Annotated in this window: 17 protein-coding genes; 9 read left to right on the top strand and 8 right to left on the bottom strand. The window is 65.6% G+C overall.

Annotated features, from left to right (window positions below; translation table 11 throughout):
* The first annotated feature begins 72 nt into the window (after positions 1-72).
* Entirely contained in the window at positions 73-540 is a 468-nt protein-coding gene (locus tag SLG_RS13835) for a hypothetical protein (RefSeq protein ID WP_148276602.1), read from the top strand.
* 198 nt (positions 541-738) lie between these two features.
* On the opposite strand, the gene SLG_RS13830 is transcribed toward SLG_RS13835, so the two are convergent.
* Genes SLG_RS13830 through SLG_RS13815 form a run of 4 tightly spaced genes read right to left on the bottom strand, consistent with a single transcriptional unit; the run spans position 739 to position 4,296 of the window.
* On the bottom strand, positions 739-1,989 hold the full coding sequence (locus SLG_RS13830; RefSeq protein WP_014077112.1) for an MFS transporter: 1,251 nt from the start codon (positions 1,987-1,989) through the stop codon (positions 739-741).
* Entirely contained in the window at positions 1,986-2,798 is an 813-nt protein-coding gene (locus tag SLG_RS13825) for an SDR family NAD(P)-dependent oxidoreductase (protein ID WP_051003769.1), read from the bottom strand. Before SLG_RS13825 ends, SLG_RS13830 begins: the two co-directional genes overlap by 4 nt.
* Positions 2,783-3,664: a hypothetical protein gene (locus tag SLG_RS13820; protein WP_014077110.1), complete on the bottom strand. Its 882-nt coding sequence runs from the start codon at positions 3,662-3,664 to the stop codon at positions 2,783-2,785. Before SLG_RS13820 ends, SLG_RS13825 begins: the two co-directional genes overlap by 16 nt.
* Positions 3,658-4,296, bottom strand: coding sequence for a nuclear transport factor 2 family protein (locus SLG_RS13815; RefSeq protein WP_014077109.1), 639 nt, complete (start codon positions 4,294-4,296; stop codon positions 3,658-3,660). Before SLG_RS13815 ends, SLG_RS13820 begins: the two co-directional genes overlap by 7 nt.
* 113 nt (positions 4,297-4,409) lie before the next feature.
* On the opposite strand from SLG_RS13815, the gene SLG_RS13810 reads away from it, so the two are divergent.
* Entirely contained in the window at positions 4,410-5,879 is a 1,470-nt protein-coding gene (locus SLG_RS13810; RefSeq protein WP_014077108.1) for an aldehyde dehydrogenase, read from the top strand.
* A 57-nt stretch (positions 5,880-5,936) separates the two neighbouring features.
* Here the strand turns inward: SLG_RS13810 and SLG_RS13805 are convergent, their stop codons facing one another.
* From SLG_RS13805 to SLG_RS13795, 3 genes are all read right to left on the bottom strand, one after another.
* Entirely contained in the window at positions 5,937-7,355 is a 1,419-nt protein-coding gene (locus SLG_RS13805; protein WP_014077107.1) for an aldehyde dehydrogenase family protein, read from the bottom strand.
* A 63-nt stretch (positions 7,356-7,418) separates the two neighbouring features.
* Complete coding sequence (locus SLG_RS13800; RefSeq protein WP_231848678.1) at positions 7,419-7,997, bottom strand: nuclear transport factor 2 family protein; 579 nt, start codon at positions 7,995-7,997, stop codon at positions 7,419-7,421.
* A gap of 76 nt (positions 7,998-8,073) precedes the next feature.
* The gene (locus tag SLG_RS13795; RefSeq protein ID WP_014077105.1) at positions 8,074-10,443 is read right to left on the bottom strand and encodes a TonB-dependent receptor; all 2,370 of its coding nucleotides are present in this window, start codon (positions 10,441-10,443) and stop codon (positions 8,074-8,076) included.
* A 394-nt stretch (positions 10,444-10,837) separates the two neighbouring features.
* Between SLG_RS13795 and SLG_RS13790 the strand changes: the two genes are divergently transcribed.
* The gene (locus tag SLG_RS13790) at positions 10,838-11,266 is read left to right on the top strand and encodes a nuclear transport factor 2 family protein (RefSeq protein WP_014077103.1); all 429 of its coding nucleotides are present in this window, start codon (positions 10,838-10,840) and stop codon (positions 11,264-11,266) included.
* A 273-nt stretch (positions 11,267-11,539) separates the two neighbouring features.
* Here the strand turns inward: SLG_RS13790 and SLG_RS13785 are convergent, their stop codons facing one another.
* Positions 11,540-12,079: a MarR family winged helix-turn-helix transcriptional regulator gene (locus SLG_RS13785; protein ID WP_041393377.1), complete on the bottom strand. Its 540-nt coding sequence runs from the start codon at positions 12,077-12,079 to the stop codon at positions 11,540-11,542.
* 308 nt (positions 12,080-12,387) lie between these two features.
* Between SLG_RS13785 and SLG_RS13780 the strand changes: the two genes are divergently transcribed.
* The 6 genes from SLG_RS13780 (at position 12,388) to SLG_RS13755 (ending at position 16,490) form a co-directional block, all read left to right on the top strand.
* Entirely contained in the window at positions 12,388-12,903 is a 516-nt protein-coding gene (locus SLG_RS13780; RefSeq protein WP_014077101.1) for a DUF3237 domain-containing protein, read from the top strand.
* Positions 12,904-12,910: 7 nt separating this feature from the next.
* A complete protein-coding gene (locus SLG_RS13775) occupies positions 12,911-13,327 on the top strand; it encodes a nuclear transport factor 2 family protein (protein WP_014077100.1) in 417 nt (138 codons plus the stop codon).
* On the top strand, positions 13,324-13,839 hold the full coding sequence (locus tag SLG_RS13770; RefSeq protein ID WP_014077099.1) for a nuclear transport factor 2 family protein: 516 nt from the start codon (positions 13,324-13,326) through the stop codon (positions 13,837-13,839). Before SLG_RS13775 ends, SLG_RS13770 begins: the two co-directional genes overlap by 4 nt.
* 160 nt (positions 13,840-13,999) lie before the next feature.
* On the top strand, positions 14,000-15,565 hold the full coding sequence (locus tag SLG_RS13765) for an FAD-binding oxidoreductase (RefSeq protein ID WP_014077098.1): 1,566 nt from the start codon (positions 14,000-14,002) through the stop codon (positions 15,563-15,565).
* Positions 15,562-15,981, top strand: a complete 420-nt coding sequence (locus SLG_RS13760) for a c-type cytochrome (RefSeq protein WP_014077097.1) — start codon at positions 15,562-15,564, stop codon at positions 15,979-15,981. Before SLG_RS13765 ends, SLG_RS13760 begins: the two co-directional genes overlap by 4 nt.
* A complete protein-coding gene (locus SLG_RS13755) occupies positions 15,978-16,490 on the top strand; it encodes a hypothetical protein (protein ID WP_014077096.1) in 513 nt (170 codons plus the stop codon). Before SLG_RS13760 ends, SLG_RS13755 begins: the two co-directional genes overlap by 4 nt.
* Positions 16,491-16,497 lie beyond the last annotated feature (7 nt).

The following is a 16,497-nucleotide window of genomic DNA, read 5'->3' as shown; positions in this document are numbered from 1 at the left end:
TCAGAAGCCCTCGATGCGGAGCGAGCGGCAGGAATCTTGTGGGAGCGGACATCGCTAGTATAAAAAGAGCTGATGAGTTGGCCGGAACCTGAGGAAATGACTTCGTCGAGAGGCAAGGCAGCTATCGGATTGGTTTGCTGCCTCATCCTCGTTGTTTTTTCGCTCTTTGCCGAACAATCCGGGGATACCAATTGGAAGCTGCAGGCTGGCGGCATCTTCTTTGCGCTTTGCACTCCCGCATTTGTGGCCATGCTTTTCAGACCACTCCGTCTCCGGCTTGACCCCGAAGGCTTCACCCTGTCAGGCGGCTTAAATCAGACTCCCAAGAAAACTGAATGGCGTGATGTGGGAGACTTCTACGTCACACCACTGGGCCGTGGTGCAAAGATGGTGGCATTCAAGTATCTGGAAGGAGCAGTCGTGCCGTTTGGCGGCGCGCTCGGAAGCAGCGGAATCATACCGGGCGTCTGGCCTGATGGCCCGGAGTCGCTTGCCGAGCGTCTAAACGACTATCGCGATGCAGCCCTGAACCACCACTAAGGAAAACGACCGCAATGTCGTCGCGTCCGGAAGGTCTGCTACGCGCTTGAAATGCCCAGATAGCAGGCGTCTTTATCGACCTGGGAATTTGTCCACGCTGCCTGACCTAGCATGCACAGGGCCGGGCGCCACGCCCGGTCCACCGTTCCGAGACATGAGCGCCCGGCCGGTCCTGCCCGCCGGGCGTTTCCGCGTGAATCAGGCCCCGGCCCCGACAGCGCCGGGCGGCGTGACGGCTTTCGCGGTGCGTTGCGCTCTCGGGATCAACAGGGCCCCGCCAATGCACAGGCAGGCCGGGAGCACCGCCAGCGCGAAGAATGTCGACGTGCTGGCGCCCGCGCCGATCGCGAGGCCGCCCAGCATCGGCCCGCCAATCGCGCCGAGCCGGGCCACGGCCACCGCGATGCCGATCGCGGAGGAGCGCAGATGCGGCGGGAAGAAGCCGACCGCGACAGCCATGATGACCAGATGCGCCGCCGAGATGCCGCCCCCCGCGACGAGCAGCAGGAAGCCCCAGCTCCACAGGCCCGGCGCCACGACGCCCAGCAGAAGCAGCGCGACCACGACGCTGGCATAGGTGCCCACGATCGCGGGCACGGCCCAGCCGCGATCCAGCAGCAGCGAAAGGCCGAGGCCGATCAGCAGGCCGCCGAGCTGGATCAGCGACAGGAAGCGCGACGCGGTGTCCATGGCGAAGCCGGCATTGGGCAGGATCGTCGGCACCCAGCTCGTCACATAATAGAGCACCAGCGCATTGACAGCATAAAGCCCGGCGAAGAGGACGGTCGAGAAGAGGAGGGGCGGGCTGAGCAGCTGGACGAAAGCAATGGACTTCCTCTCCCGCGCTTGCCCGGCCGATTTCCTGAACGTCGGGGATTCGGGCAGCTTCCAGGCCAGCACGACCAGCAGGATCAGCGTCGCGATACCGCCGGCCACGAACAGCGATTGCCATCCGCCCAGCGATATGAGCGGCGGTGCCACCAGCCCCGCCACGATGCCGCCGCCGGAAATGCCCATGGAGACGACCGTCAGCGTCCGCGCGCTTTTGCCCTGCGGCGCAAGTTCGGCCACCAGCGCCGTCACATTGGGCAGGCAGGCACCGAGCGAAAGGCCGGTCGCGAGGCGCCACAAAGTGAACTCCGTCACCGTCGAGCCGGTGGCGGTGCCGAGGCAAGTCAGCCCCATCATGGCGGTGGCGGTGAGAATGACCGGCCTGCGCCCGATCCTGTCGCCCATCGGCGCGATCAGCACCGCGCCGAGGCCGAGGCCGAGCAGGACAGCGGAAAGCGCCACGCCGAACTGCTGGGGAGGAACGCCAAGTTCCGCCGACAGATAAGGCACGACCAGCGGCAGGGCGTAGAGATCGTACCCGTCGATGAACATGATCAGCGCGCACAGGAGCAGCGGCATGAACGTCCGCCGCTCGGCGGATGAGGTCGCGGACGTCACGACGGCTGATGCCCCGTGACCGCATCGGGGATATCCTTCTCGATATCCAGATAGCGCCCCGCCATCGCATCATGCTCACCGGCGGCGAGCGCCACCACGAACCGGCGCAGCCGGGCCATACCCTGCGCGCTCTCCTCCGCCGTGGTGGATTCGAGCAAGGCGACCAGCGGTTTGGCGAAGGCATGGGCCTCCGGGGATTTCAGGGTCTCCTGCGCCATCGCCGTCATGATCGTGCCCGGCTGGATGGCGAAGGCGCGCACGCCGGCTGCCTTCTGCTCGAAATCCAGATGCTCCGTGAGGCGGATGAGGCTGGCCTTCGCGACTGCATAGGCCGAGGCGAAGGGCGCGACGAACGTGCCTGCCTGCGAGGCGATGTTGAGGATGCGGCCATGGCCGCGCTCGATCATGTCGGGCAGCGCCGTCGAAATGCAGTGCAGGGCGCCCAGGACGTGGACCGCCTGCGTATCCCACCAGGCCTGCGTATCGACCAGCCCCGCCGGGCCGAGCGGGCCCTGCACGCCGGCATTGTTGACCAGCAGGTCCGGCACGCCGAATGCCGCCTTCGCGTCCGCATAGGCGGCCGCCACACTGTCACGATCGGTAACGTCGCAGCGCACCGCAATCGCCCGTCCGCCGGCACGGGTGATGGCCTGCACCGTCTCCTCGACCTGCGGCAGGGTGCGCGCCGCCACGACCACCGAAGCGCCCGCCTCGGCCAGTGCCGTCGCAATGCCCGCGCCAAGGCCGCGCCCGCCGCCGGTCACGAAGGCGACCGTCTCTGTCAGCCGCGCGCTCACGGGCGATCCCATGGCGAGGGCATGTGATAAGGCACGGTGATGAAGTTCGCCTCGATCTGGCGCAGCGCGCCATTCTCGATCTTGAACAGTTCGGCGAGATAGAATGTGTGCGGACGGCGGATCAGCGAGGAGACATGCTCGCCATTGGTCAGCGTATAGTCCGCAAGCCGCCCGCAATGATCGATGAAGCCATAAGCCAGCACCAGCCCCCGCTCGACATCGACGAGCGGGAAGCGGCGACCGCGCAGGCGATCGTCATAACGATACCAGCCCAGCCGGAACTGCTCCTCGCAGGGGAGGCCGGCGATGGGCAGCATGAAATCGGGATTGTTGGTCGTCTGCACGCCGTTCTCGACGCGATTGCACTCGGGATGGAAGCGCGTGAAGAGCTGCCCGTCATTCTGCTCGAGCGTGTTGAAATAGCCGTCCGCCACGGCGCGCAGCCGCTCGCGGCTCATCCGCTCCGCTTCCGGCACGATCGCTTCCAGCACCGGTTTTCGTTCGAAGCGGGGGTTCGCGAACACCAGCGCCTCGTCGCTCTGGCGGACGACCAGAGTCTCGACCTGCGTGATCGCGCCCGAGGGATCGACGCCGAGCCGGACAGTGAAAGCCGACTCCTCGACCGTCTCGGTGATCGTCGTGAACAGGCCGACTTGACCGGTCTGCGGATCGGCGAAACGCAGGTCATAATCGCCCCGCGCTGTCGCCGTGCCCCAGACGCCGTCCCCCATCATCAGGGCCACGTTGTTCTCGGTCACGCAAAGGCCATCGGCCCAGCGCACCCGGCCCGGATCGCGCGCGACGAGCGCCTCCATGAACCGATCCATGACCGCATAAAGCGCTGCCCGCTCATGGACGACCGGCATCGCGCTCACCATGTCCGGCCGCTCACCGGATTGGGATAATGGAAGGGCGGGACGAAGACTTCCGGGAAAGCCTCATAATCGTGCGTCGAGGGCTTGTCGGGCTGGAGGCCATCGATGCTGCGGACCATCGGAACGCCGCCATGATTGAGCCCGCGATCATACTCGCAATAGAATGTGATGAAGGCATGCAGCGCGGCAATGCGCCAGACGCCGTCGACCTTGCGATAGCGGTTTTCATAGACCGCCTCGCCCCAGCGGGATTCGCCGCCAAGCCAGGCAATGAGGATGAAGGCGCGCCAGCGGCCCTGCGCCCGCTCGCCATCGGCATCGACATGGATGACGGGCTGGAGCTGCATGTGATTGAACAGGACACCGCGCTCATAAGGCGGCAGCGCGTGGAGATATTGCCGCACCCGATCCTGCCCGACATAGACGCCGCGTCCGGCGATCTCGAGCGTGCCGTCCGGCGTGAACATGTCGGCTGCCTCGTCCCACAGGCCCTTGTCGACATAATAGCCGTAAGCGGCCTGGAGATTGGCGATGGCGAGATGGGATTCGGCCCGCGACGTCCTGTCTCTGAGCGTGTGGACTTCCGCCCTCAAGGCCTCGATCGACTCGCGCAGCGACGCGATTTCATCAGACATCCCAACCCTCCTATCAGCCGCTCCGGCGACAATCTCGTTGCGCATCATCGTAACGGTCGTTAGAATTATTGCAAGAACCCCGATAATTTTTAACGTGGAGGAGAGAATGGGACATGACCCCTGACGGCATCCGGATCGCGCATCCAGACAAGCTTTTCATCGACGGCCAGTGGGTCGCTCCCGCACGCGGTGGCAGGATCGAGATCGTATCGCCCAACAGCGAGGAAGTGGTCGCGCGCGTCGCCGAGGCCACGAACGAGGATATGGACAGCGCCGTGGCGGCGGCCCGGCGCGCGTTCGACAATGGTGCCTGGAGCGGCATGAGCCCCGCCGAACGCGGCGCGCTCGTCGGCCGCTGGGCCGCGATCCTCAAGGAGCGCATCGGGGAATTGTCGGCTGCCTGGACGGCGCAGGTCGGCGGCCTCGCCAGCTTCGCGCCGATCATGCATGGCGGCGGCGTCGCGACGCTGGAGTTCATCGCGTCGCTGGGCGAGAGCTATCCCTTCGTCGAGCGCCGCCCGAGCGCGCAGGTGGACACGGCCCTCGTGGTCCGCGAGCCGGTGGGCGTGACGGTCTGCATCGCGCCCTGGAATGCGCCGTTCGCCACCATGTCCAGCAAGGTCGCCTATGCGCTGGTGGCGGGTTGCACCGTCATCATGAAGCCCTCGCCGGAAACGCCGCTCGAGGCCTATATCATGGCGGAGGCTGCGGAGGCGGCGGGCTTCCCGGCCGGGGTGCTCAACCTCGTCTGCGCCGATCGCGATGCCTCCGATCATCTGGTGAACAACCCGGATGTGGACAAGGTCAGCTTCACGGGCTCCACGGCCGCGGGCAAGCGGATCGGGCAAGTGTGCGCGAGCCGTGTGGCGCGCTGCACGCTCGAACTGGGCGGCAAGTCGGCCGCCATCGTGCGCGACGATTTCCCGATCGAGGCCGCAGCCGCCATCCTGGGCAACACGATCACCATCATGTCCGGCCAGGTCTGCGCCATGCTGAGCCGCGCCATCGTGCCCAAAAAGCGCCACGACGAACTGGCCGACGCCATCGCCCGCGTGATGGAAGGCATCAAGATCGGGCACAGCGATGCGCCCGATACCCAGCTCGGCCCGCTCGCCATGAAGCGCCAGCTGGACCGGGTGGAGGACTATATCGCGCTCGGCCGGGAGAGCGCCGACTTGGTGACCGGCGGCGGACGGCCCGAAGCGTTCAACAAGGGCTATTTCATCGAGCCGACCCTGTTCGCGAATGTCGATAATCGCAGCCGCATCGCGCAGGAGGAGATTTTCGGCCCGGTGCTGGCCCTCATTCCGGCAGAGGACGAGGAAGACGCCATCCGCATCGCCAATGAAAGCCAGTACGGACTGAACGGATCGGTGCTGACCAATGATGCCGATGCCGCTTATCGCATCGCGCGGCAGATGCGCACGGGCGGCGTGGGACAGAACGGCATGCGTCTCGAATTCGGCATGCCTTTCGGCGGGTTCAAGCAATCCGGGATCGGCCGGGAAGGCGGGGTTGAAGGTCTGCAGGCCTATCTCGAGACCAAGACCGTGCTGCTGGACGCGATGCCCGCCCAGCTCTGAAAAAAAAGGCGGCCCGAGCGCCCCTCAGCAGGGAGGCCGGGCCGCCAATCGCGCGCGTCAGCGGTCCTCGAGCGGAACCGCGTTGATGATGTGCGCCTGCGTATATTCGAACAGGCCCGCCTCGCCGAGTTCGCCGCCAAGACCGGACTGCTTGGACCCGCGGAAGGGGATGTTGGCATCGATCGCGAGATGCTGGTTCACCCAGACCGTGCCGGTATCGATGCGCTTGGCGACTTCGGTCGCGCGCGCCACATCCCGGCCCCAGACCGTGCCGCCGAGCCCGTAATCGCTGTTATTCGCGCGTGCGATCACATCGTCGATATCGTCATATTTGAGCACCGGCAGCACCGGACCGAACTGTTCCTCCCGGACCAGCGGCGCATCATCGTCGAGATCGCGCACGATGGTCGGCGGGATGAAATAGCCGGGCCGGTCGAGCGCTTCACCGCCGGACAGGATGGTGCCTTCCGCCCGGGCGCTGTCGAGCAGCGCCTTGACCTTCTCGAACTGCATCCTGTTCTGGATCGGGCCGATCGTCGCGCCTTGCCGCGCGCCATCATCCACCACGGCCTCGCCAGCCAGCCGGGCCAGCTCGTCGCAGAACTCGTCATACATGGAAGAAGGCACATAGGCCCGCTTGATCGCCACGCAGATCTGGCCGGCATTGGCCATTGCGCCCTGATAGACCTTGCCCGCCACCGTCCGCGGATCGACATCGTCGAGCACGATCGCGGCATCATTGCCGCCCAGTTCCAGCGTCACGCGCTTCACGCTGTCCGCCGCCGAGGCCATCACTTTCTTGCCGGTCGCCGTCGATCCGGTGAACGCGATTTTCGCGATGTCGGGATGGCTGGTGAGGAGCGGGCCCAGCTCATTCTCGTCGCACAGCACATTGAACACGCCCGCAGGCAGGATGTCCTTCGCCAGCTCCCCGAACAGAAGCGTGGTGAGCGGCGTCGTCGGCGCGGGCTTGGCGACCACGCAATTGCCGGTCACCAGTGCCGGGCCGAGCTTGTTCATCAGCAGGATCACCGGGAAATTCCACGGCGTGATCGCGCCGACGACCCCGAGCGGCGTGCGATGTTCGATGACCGTGTTGCCCTCGCCCTCGCGCAGGACCTTCGTTTCGATCCGCATGTCCGCGAAGGCGCGCAGCGTGAACACGCTGCCCATGATCTCGTACATGGCCTGATCGATCGGCTTGCCCTGTTCGCGCGTCAGCAGGCTCGCGAATTCGCTGGCGCGCGCTTCCAGCGCATCGGCGAGCGCGTTGACCCGCGCGGCGCGTTCCTCGACGGGCAGGGCGGACCATGCGGGGAAAGCCCGCCGGGCAGCGGCCACCGCATCCTCGAGCATCGCCGCGTCCGCCTTCGGGCATTGCGCGAACGCTTCTCCGGTCGCAGGATTGATGACATCGAAACTGCTTGCGCCATCGACGGCCTTGCCGTCGATCAGCAGCTTGAATTCATGGTCCATATCGTTCCTCCAGATGACGTCGTGGCCGACTCCGGGCGATCGGTCGCACCGGCTTGCATGATATCAGCGTTCGGGGTCGCCCCCGGGTTTCTTTTCATCCTTCGCGGTCTCCGCTTCGATCGCCGACAGCGCCTCGGGCACGCTGTTGGGATCGAACCGAAGCATTGCGGCGGACTTCAGCGCCGGATCCCAATGCTCGGCGATCCTGCCGTCGGCAATGCGGAAAAGATCGAACCAGCTCGTCACATAGCCTTCGCCGCCTTCGTCGCGCATGGGGCGCTGCGTCACGACCAGAACGAGGTCGCGCTCGGCCATGATGGTGATGAGCGGCAGCGTGATCGTGGGATTCACCGGACGCTCGGGCCGCGACCCGCGAATGAACTTTGCCAGCGCGTCGCGGCCCGAAGCGACATTGGGATTATGCTGCAGATATTCGACCGTGAAGTAGCGATCGACCAGATCGGCGCGCCCGCCGAGCAGCACCTCCCGGTACATGTCATAGACGAGCTTCTTGTTGGCTTCGAGCTTGCTGTCCGCGCTGGCGATCAGCGCTGCCTGCCCCTCCGCCGTGGTGACGGTCTGGGCATGGCTCGGGGACGTGGCGGCGAAGGCGACCAGCATCATCATCAAGGGCGACTTCATGCGCGAGGCTCTCCTGTGTCGGCCCTGCGGCGGGCCCGTGTCGGGCGGCGGAGCAAGGCCCCGCCGCCCTCCCATCTCAGTAACGCGCGGTCAGCTGGACCGCGACCGTGCGCGGGCGCTCGGCGAGCGCCGAGACCGAACCATTGGCGCCGCTCACCGTCTGGCGGAACCCGGCAGTGGCGCGGTCGGTCAGGTTCTGGCCGATCACCGCCACGCTCCAGCGATCATCCTGCGGCCCGACCCCGACGCGCAGATCGACTTTCGCGTAGCCCTTCTGCCGGATCAGGTCATCCGCCGTGGAGGACTGGAAATACCAGGAGCTGAAGTAGAGGAGCGGCGAAATCCGCACCTGCATGTCCCCGGCCGGGATGGTCGCATCGAGGCGGACATTGCCGGTCCATTCGGGCGCGAAGCCGCGCCGCTTGCCGGAGAGGTCCTGCCGCCGGCCAACGCAGCCGGCCGAGGCGCCGAGCAGGGTCTGGATCGACGAACAGGGCGCGCCATCATAGTTGAGATAGATCGCGTCCAGATAAGCGAGGTCGGTGCTGGCGGTCAGCCAGCTGGTCATGCGCCAGCTCGCCGAGAATTCCACGCCTTGCGAGCGGGCGGATGCGGCATTGGCGACACTGACGCGCACCGTGCCGCTGGGCAGGGTTTCCGACACGGATTCCTGAAGGCCCGAATAATCGCCCCGGAATGCGCTCAGCGAGAATGTGACCTGCCGGGCGAAGAGATTGCCCTTCAGGCCGACTTCATAGGCATTGACTGTTTCCGGGCCGAAGTCCCCGCCGGCCGAGCCGCCGCTGTAGCCGCCGGCCTTGAAGCCCTTGGTATAGCTCGCATAAGCCGTGAGGTCCGGCGTCGCATCGAACTGCACGCTCACGGACGGCATGAGCTTGTCATCCTCGCGCGAGGGATCCGGGAAATCCATGTTGTTCGAGCCCAGGATGGCGTTCAGCGTATCGCTGACGGCCTTGCTGGCCGGCACATAGTTTTCCGGCGTCGGGAAGTTCGGGTCCGCCGTGCCGTTGTGCAGGGCGCGGAAAGCGTCCTTCGAGACCACCGAGTAGCGCAGGCCGAGGTTGAGCTTGACCCGGTCCGCCGGCCGCAGCGTGGCGGCACCGAACACCGATTTCGTGGTGGCATCCTCATGCACCGTCAGGCGCCCGGCAACGGGAGTCTGGGCCGTATACGGCGGCGCGGAGGCACCGAAGGGCGCGAAGAAGAAGCCCGTCACGCCATTGTTGCGCATCTTGCTGCTGCCATAATAGGCGCCCAGCTGCCACTCGAGGAAGCCACCCGTGGGAGAGACGAGGCGAATTTCCTGCGACCATTGGCTGAACGTCTCGCGCTGGAAGACCGGCAGCAGGCTGCCCCCGCCGATCCCGGGAACGGGCGAGGGGATGAGCTGCTGCAGATATTCCGTGTCATGATCGAAATAGCCGGTGATGGCGTTCAGCGTATAGTCGCCGATGCTGAGCGAGTTGGTCCAGCCCAGCTCGTTGAAGGAATAGTCCAGCTTGCCGGGGCGGCTGGAATTGCGCCAGTTCAGCTCGTCGTCGACGGGGCCGCCATTGGCCGCAATATAGTTGGCGCAGCTGCCGCCGACCGGGAAGGGCGAGGGCGGGGGACAATGCTCCAGCTCGAAAGGCAGGAAATCCTGCGCCGACATCTTGCCGGTGTCGAAGCGCAGATCCGAACGGAAATTGGCGCTCGGCGTGAAGGCGATCGACGCGCGGCCGACCCGGTTGCGCTCCCTTGGCCCATCCTTGCCCGTGAACTCGTTCTTCACGAAGCCGTCCATCCCCGAAAGGCGGCCGGCCAGACGCACGCTCAGCATCTCGCCGAGCGGCGCGGTCACGCCGGCCTCGACATTATATTCGCCATAGGTGCCGTAAAGCGCGGAGGCATTGGCCTCGAAGGCATTGCCCGGCTTGCGCGTGGTGATGTTGAGCGCGCCCGCGATGGCATTGTTGCCGAAGAAGGTGGTCTGCGGCCCCTTGAGCACCTCGACGCGCTCGACATCGAACAGGGCGGCGCGGATGGCGCGCGGACGCGAGCGATAGACACCGTCGACGAACGTCGCCACCGACTGCTCGAAGCCGGTGTTGTTGGACGAGCCGATCCCGCGAATGTTCAGCTGATCGAACGGCCCGGGCGTGATGCGCACATTGGCCAGGCGATCGGCGACGGCGGACAGGCTCGTCAGATTGTCACGGGCGAGCCGTTCGCCGCCGACCACCGAGACGGAAATCGGCACGTCCTGCAAACGCTCCGAACGGCGCTGCGCCGTGACGACGATATCGCCCTCGGCCGCGTCGACGCGCTCTTCCTGAGGCGCAGGCGCCCCGGCGGCGGCGCCCTGCGCCCATGCCTGGCTCGCGCCCAAGCTCGCCGCAGCGATCACGAACGCGCTGGTGCAGCCGCGCAAAAATATAGTGGTCATGCTTCCTCCCCTTTTTTGTCTGTCGATGTTTATCTGTGTCGATTGTCGTGCCGGCCTGCCGCGGATCATGCGGACAAGAGCCAATGGTCTGACCCGCCGACGAGAGCCGGAGTGGCATCGCCTGCAATCGCGGCGCCGCTCCGCAAGCCAGGCGCGGCCGCAGCCTCGCCTCGCGCAAGGCCGGAAGCCGCGCCGACGCACCGTTCGATCAGGATATCGCTTGCCCGCATCGCTTCCTCTCCTTGCCCTCCCACCTTGAAAGTGGTTTGAAGCCAGACGCAGAACAATATAACGAACGTTACGATTGGTCAATCGAGCTGACATCAGCCTCGCGACCACATCGAAAAATCCGGCAAACCGCGCGAAACGAGCGGATCAAGGAGGAGGATAGGCCATGAACATGCGAACCGCCGAGCTTACAGACGCTTCCACGCCCGAATATGTCGCTCGCACGAACCGCACGCGGGCCGCATTTCTGGACTTCGTGCGCTTATATTATGACGAAATGAAGGTTCGCGAAGCCTTCGAACGTTACGTTCATGTCGACTATATGCAGCATAATCCCGCGGTCACCGATGGCCGGGAAGCCGCCATCGCGCATCTCGAAGGCCTGCTCGCGCGGCCCACCGTCAGCATGGACGTGCGGCGCATCCTGGTGGACGGCGACTATGCCGTCGCGCACCTCATCGGCCGCCAGGGACCGGAAGACCCGGGCCATGCGCTGATGAACATCTTCCGATTCGAGGATGGCCTGATCGTCGAGCATTGGGACGTGGCGCAGCCCGTGCCGGTCACCACCGCAAGCGGGCGCGGCATGGGGTAGGGGGTATCGACATCCAGCCCCAGGTCGGGCCGGCATTCATTTCTTCGGTTGAACAGGCACCTTTCCTGCCAATATTTTCGTCATGCTGAATTTGTTTCAGCATCCATTTCGCGTTGGGGACCGGAGCGTGAAGGCACGATGGATGCTGAAACAAGTTCAGCATGACGTTCTCTGGGGAGGCAGCGCGCTCCAGAGGTTGAATGTCGATCCGTCCTCGTGCTCAGGACTCGGCCGCCGCCTGCGCGGCCCCCCGGGGCGCTGCTAGTTCGATGGTTACGGCTCGACCGCGCGATCCGGGCGGGTGTGCTCCAGGAACAGCGAGCGGCCTTCTTCGTCCTTCGCTTCCAGCGTGTCGATGAGCGTGCGCAGGATATGGTCGAGCGCCGCCTTCTCATGGGGCTTGAGTCGCGACAGGAGATACTGAGCGACAAGATCCGTGGCCGGACGCATCGCGCGGAACAGTCGCTCGCCCTCCGCCGTCAGGGTCAGTCGCTTGCGCCGGCGATTGGTCGGATCGGGCACCGTGACCACGCGGCCATGCCGCTCAAGCGTCGCGACCGCGCGCGAGATGCTCATCGCATTGACGCCGGTCAGCTCGACCAGCTCGTGACTCGCGGTCGAGTTGTAGAAACCGATCTGCATCATCACCCGGAATTCGTTGAGGCTGATGCGATGTTCATGGGCAAGAAACGTCGAAAAAGGGGCCATGAGCCGGTTTGCCAGCTTGAGGATATTGTGAAGCATCTCGGCTTCTTCGCTCAGGTTGGACTGTAACGTCTGCGGCGTCTCGGACGGGTCGGATGGGTTTGACATGCGGGCTATCTGCGGCGGCGCGTTCGACTTCGTCAAGGCCGTTGATGATCCGCGTGTCGCGGCGACATTGCGCGGAAAGCCCGTCCGCATCCGGCTCCGCCCGGCGCCTTCGGCCGACGCATGAGGCCAACTGGTGCGGCGCGCGCATGTGCATCGCCTCTTGCAGGGTATAATAACGATCGTTACCATGCCTCCCAACGAAGATAAAAAGGAGAGGCTAGTCTTGCGCCCAGTTCCACCATCCTGCCGCCCGACGAGCATGAACGCGATGTCCGCGACGGCCGCCGCGCCGGCCCGGAGGCTGTCACATGGCTGACGCCTTCCCGGGACCCTTCTCCACCCTGGACAACCCCCGGCTGGAATTCGTGATGGAAGTGCGGCTCACCTTTCCGCGCGTCCAGATGATCAACAACACCCCCTGGGGCGGCAATCGCGGTGCGGTCTATGTGGAAAGCGGCACATTCGAGGGGCCGCGCCTGCGTGGCAAGGCGGTGCCGGGCTCGGGCGGCGACTATGCCTTCTTCCGCCCGGACGACGTCGCCGTGTTCGACGCGCGGTACATGCTGGAGGAGGAGGACGGCACGCTCATCCTCCTCAACAACAAGGGTTTCCTGTGGGGTCGCAAGCCCGAGACGATGGAACGGATCCGCGACTGGGCGTTTCGCGGCGGGGCGCCGGTCGAGCAGCAGGAATATTATCTTCGCGGCCAGCCGAGCTTCGAGACGCCGGTCGGCAAGCATGACTGGCTCACCAAACATGTCTTCATCGGCGTGGGCGAGCGCCATGTCGAAGGCAATGTGCTGCGTTACTACGCGCTGACATGAGGCAGGCATGACAGACCAACCCACCCTCGAAGAGCGCAATGCCGCCATCGTGATGGAGATGTGGAAGGGCGTGATCTACGAAGGCGACCCCGAAGCGGTCCTCAAATATATCCACCCCGACTATATCCAGCACAATGTGAACATGCCCTCCGGCCGGGAGCATATCCTGCATCTGGTCAAGATCATCCGCAATCTGCCGGAAGGCTTCACCCCGCCCGCCCGCAAGGAACTGCTGCGCACGGTGGCCCAGGGCGACTATGTCGTGGCGATCTGGGAACAGGCCCAGCCCGACCCGACCCGGCCGGGCGAGACCTATATGGGCCATGCCTTCGACATGTTCCGGCTCGAGGATGGCCTGATCGTCGAGCATTGGGACGACACGCGCAAATGGCCGCGCCCCTGGAACGAGGAGCAGCCCTCTTGAGCGACAGGACGGTGCTGGTCGCGGCCGCCGAGCCGATTCCGGGCCAGACGACGCCAGTGGTTGCGGCCGATCACGACGCGATGCTTGCCAGCGCCGATCCCGCGATCGCGCGGAACAAGCGGCTGTGCTACGACATGTACCGCATCGTCCTGCAGGCCGGGCGCGCGGATCGGGTGAGCGATTTCATCGGGCCGGACTATATCCAGCACAATCCCAATGTGGTGAGCGGCCGGGAGGCCCTGAGCGCCTTCATCCGGGCATCGCGCCCCGAACGCGACATCCGGCCGACGATCGAGCTGCCGCTGGTCTCCATCGTCGCCGAGCGGGACATGGTGCAGTTCACGTTCGTGCGTCCCGAGCGCGACGCGGAAGGCCAGCCTTATCATACGAGCTGGTTCGACCTCTTCAGGATCGAGGACGGCAAGATCGTCGAGCATTGGGACCCGGCCCTCAAGAGCCCGGAGATGCTGAAGCTTGACCCGAACGAACGCCGCCTCGACAAACCAGCATAGGAGGCCGGGGCGCGTCAGGGACAAGCCGTCGAACAAATAACGATCGTTACAACTCACAGATCGTCTTGCTGAACGCGCGGGACAACGGCCGGCCGCACCGGGGAGGGGCGAGCAAGGTCACCAAGGCGTCAGCAAGGGGATGCACAGACCGGATAAAGCCATGCCGTCATCCACACGCCACACCGCCAGCCCGGAACAGATGGCCGCCGCGCGCCGCAGCTTCGCCGCGGTGGTCGGTGCGCAAAATCTGTTCTTCGATGCGCAGGACCAGGAGTCCTACGCCGATGCCTTCGCGGTCGACGACAATCTGCATCGCCCCGCCGGCGCCATCGCGCCGGACACGGTCGAGCAGATCCAGGCGATCGTGCGCATCGCGGCCGAGCACAGGATCGCGCTCTGGCCGATCAGCCGGGGCAAGAATCTCGGTTATGGCGGCTCGGCACCCGTGCTGGCGGGCTCCGTCATTCTCGACCTCTCGCGGATGAAGAAGATTGAATATGACGAGGAGAACGGCACGGTGCTGCTGGAGCCCGGCGTGGGCTTCTACGATCTCTACGATTTCCTGAAGGCGCGCGGCCTCAAGCACTGGCTCTCGACGCCCGGCAACAGCTGGGGCTCGGTGATCGGCAATGCCCTGGATCGCGGCGTGGGATACACGCCCTATGGCGAGCACACGACGAAGCTGTGCGGCATGGAAGTGGTGCTGGCCGACGGCACGCTGGTCCGCACCGGCATGGGGGCGCTCACCAACTCGCCGACCTGGCAGCTCTATCGCTTCGGCTTCGGGCCGGCCTGGGACCAGATGTTCGTGCAATCCAATTTCGGCATCGTCACCAAGGCGGGCCTCTGGCTCATGCCCGAGCCGGAGTCCCTCATGGGCATGGACCTGGAATTCGACAAGCCGGACGATCTCGGCCCGCTGATCGATGCCATCGCGCCCCTGCGCAGGGAAGGCGTCCTCCAGCAATCGCCGACGATCGGCAACTGGCTGCGCGCCGCCGCCATCCTGACCACGCGCAACGAGTGGACGGACCAGAAAGGCGCCCTTTCGGATGCGGTCATCGCGGCGATCCGCAAGAAGTTCCAGATGGGCTGGTGGGGCGTCAGCCTGCGGCTCTACGGACGCGAGACCATCAATCGCGAGGCCTATGCCATTCTCGAGCGCGAGATGAACAAGCTCAAGCCCCTGAGCATGAAGCCGACGAACTGGAAACGCGGCGATCCGCTGGAAATGACCGGCTGGACCGGCACGCCGATCACCTTTCCCATGCAGAATGCCAACTGGCATGGCGGCCGGGGCGGGCATATCGGCTTCTCTCCGGTCCTGCCGCAATCCGGCAGCGCAGCCATGGCGCAGTTCCGCCGGACCTACGAGCGCTATAAGGAATATGGCATGGACTATCAGGCGAGCTTCGCCTTTGGCGAGCGCCACCTCATCAACGTCAATGCCATCCTGCTGGACAAGGACGATCCCGCCATGATGGCCCGCGTCGATCCCTTCATCCGGGCATTGGTCGCGGATGCGAAGGCGCAGGGTTACGGCGAATATCGCACGCATCTCGATTATATGGACCTGGTCGCCTCCACTTATGATTTCAACGATGGCGCGCTGGGGAAGCTGAACGACCGGGTGAAGGCTGCGCTCGACCCCCATGGCGTGATCGCGCCCGGCAAGAGCGGGATCGGCTCCGTGACCCGGCAGACGCAGGCGGGAGAGCCTTCATGAAGGCGCGCGTCCGGACTGCGGGTGCTTTCCCGCTGGCGCTTCTCCCGCTGGTCCTCGCGGCCTGCGGCCAGCAGGCACCCGACCAGAAGAGCGACGCCGCGAAGGCGGGCCCGCCGCCACCGCCGCCGCCGCTGACGGCCGCCGCCAGGCCAGACGCGACCGGGGGCGAGCGCCTGTACATCCAGCATTGCGGCATGTGCCATGGCCCAGGCGGCATGGGCTCGGGCCTGCTCGCGCGCCGCACCGACGAGCCGCTGCTGGAGGCGCGCAAGGATCTTGACGTCGACTATGTCGTGCAGGCCGCGCGCACCGGCATCGGCAACATGCCGCCCATTCCCCGGGGCGAAGTGAGCGACGCGGAGATGCAGCAGATCGCGACCTATCTCGCCAGCGGCAAGGGACCCGCGGCGCCATGACGCGCGTCAGCCGACGCGGTTTCGTCACCGCGGCCGCCACCGTGCCGCTGCTGGGCGCCTGCGGGCTGGACAGGCCGTCCGCCGCGCGGATCGCCCTTTATGATCCGGGGCTGGCGGCCGGTCGCCTGTTCGCCCAGCGCGCGCGTGCCCTTGGCCTCCCCGCCATTGCCCTCGATCAGGACCGGGTGCGGCTGCTGCGACGCGTGCTGGCCGAAAGACCGGCCTCGCTGTGGGGCCTCTCCCGTCATGCGGACCAGTTGCTGGCCGCCGACATCCTGCGGGAACATGGCTATCGCGCCGAACTCGCCGTGCAACATCGCGCCGACCGATCCGTAGTCCAGTCCCGCCACCAGCCCATGGGAACCGCCGGCGCCCTCGCCAGGATCGCCGGCGATCAATGGCCGCTCGTCTTCGCCGAGATCGCCGCAGGCCTCGGCCCGGCCTACCGCCCCGGCCGGTCCGCGACGGCGACCGGGCCGATCATGAGCTGGGCGTTCGTGCGGGGATAGCGGGGGA

This window comes from Sphingobium sp. SYK-6, assembly GCF_000283515.1.
Taxonomy (GTDB): Bacteria; Pseudomonadota; Alphaproteobacteria; order Sphingomonadales; family Sphingomonadaceae; genus Sphingobium; species Sphingobium lignivorans.
The sequence above is the reverse complement of the archived record's forward strand: the minus strand, read 5'-3'. Positions and strand labels throughout refer to the sequence as shown.

Excerpts from the sequence above, each read along its gene's own strand:
- SLG_RS13835 (WP_148276602.1), top strand. The coding sequence starts at position 73 with ATGAGTTGGCCGGAACCTGAGGAAATGACTTCGTCGAGAGGCAAGGCA.
- SLG_RS13825 (WP_051003769.1), bottom strand. The coding sequence starts at position 2,798 with ATGGGATCGCCCGTGAGCGCGCGGCTGACAGAGACGGTCGCCTTCGTG.
- SLG_RS13820 (WP_014077110.1), bottom strand. The coding sequence starts at position 3,664 with ATGGTGAGCGCGATGCCGGTCGTCCATGAGCGGGCAGCGCTTTATGCG.
- SLG_RS13815 (WP_014077109.1), bottom strand. The coding sequence starts at position 4,296 with ATGTCTGATGAAATCGCGTCGCTGCGCGAGTCGATCGAGGCCTTGAGG.
- SLG_RS13810 (WP_014077108.1), top strand. The coding sequence starts at position 4,410 with ATGACCCCTGACGGCATCCGGATCGCGCATCCAGACAAGCTTTTCATC.
- SLG_RS13805 (WP_014077107.1), bottom strand. The coding sequence starts at position 7,355 with ATGGACCATGAATTCAAGCTGCTGATCGACGGCAAGGCCGTCGATGGC.
- SLG_RS13800 (WP_231848678.1), bottom strand. The coding sequence starts at position 7,997 with ATGAAGTCGCCCTTGATGATGATGCTGGTCGCCTTCGCCGCCACGTCC.
- SLG_RS13795 (WP_014077105.1), bottom strand. The coding sequence starts at position 10,443 with ATGACCACTATATTTTTGCGCGGCTGCACCAGCGCGTTCGTGATCGCT.
- SLG_RS13790 (WP_014077103.1), top strand. The coding sequence starts at position 10,838 with ATGAACATGCGAACCGCCGAGCTTACAGACGCTTCCACGCCCGAATAT.
- SLG_RS13785 (WP_041393377.1), bottom strand. The coding sequence starts at position 12,079 with ATGTCAAACCCATCCGACCCGTCCGAGACGCCGCAGACGTTACAGTCC.
- SLG_RS13780 (WP_014077101.1), top strand. The coding sequence starts at position 12,388 with ATGGCTGACGCCTTCCCGGGACCCTTCTCCACCCTGGACAACCCCCGG.
- SLG_RS13775 (WP_014077100.1), top strand. The coding sequence starts at position 12,911 with ATGACAGACCAACCCACCCTCGAAGAGCGCAATGCCGCCATCGTGATG.
- SLG_RS13765 (WP_014077098.1), top strand. The coding sequence starts at position 14,000 with ATGCCGTCATCCACACGCCACACCGCCAGCCCGGAACAGATGGCCGCC.
- SLG_RS13760 (WP_014077097.1), top strand. The coding sequence starts at position 15,562 with ATGAAGGCGCGCGTCCGGACTGCGGGTGCTTTCCCGCTGGCGCTTCTC.
- SLG_RS13755 (WP_014077096.1), top strand. The coding sequence starts at position 15,978 with ATGACGCGCGTCAGCCGACGCGGTTTCGTCACCGCGGCCGCCACCGTG.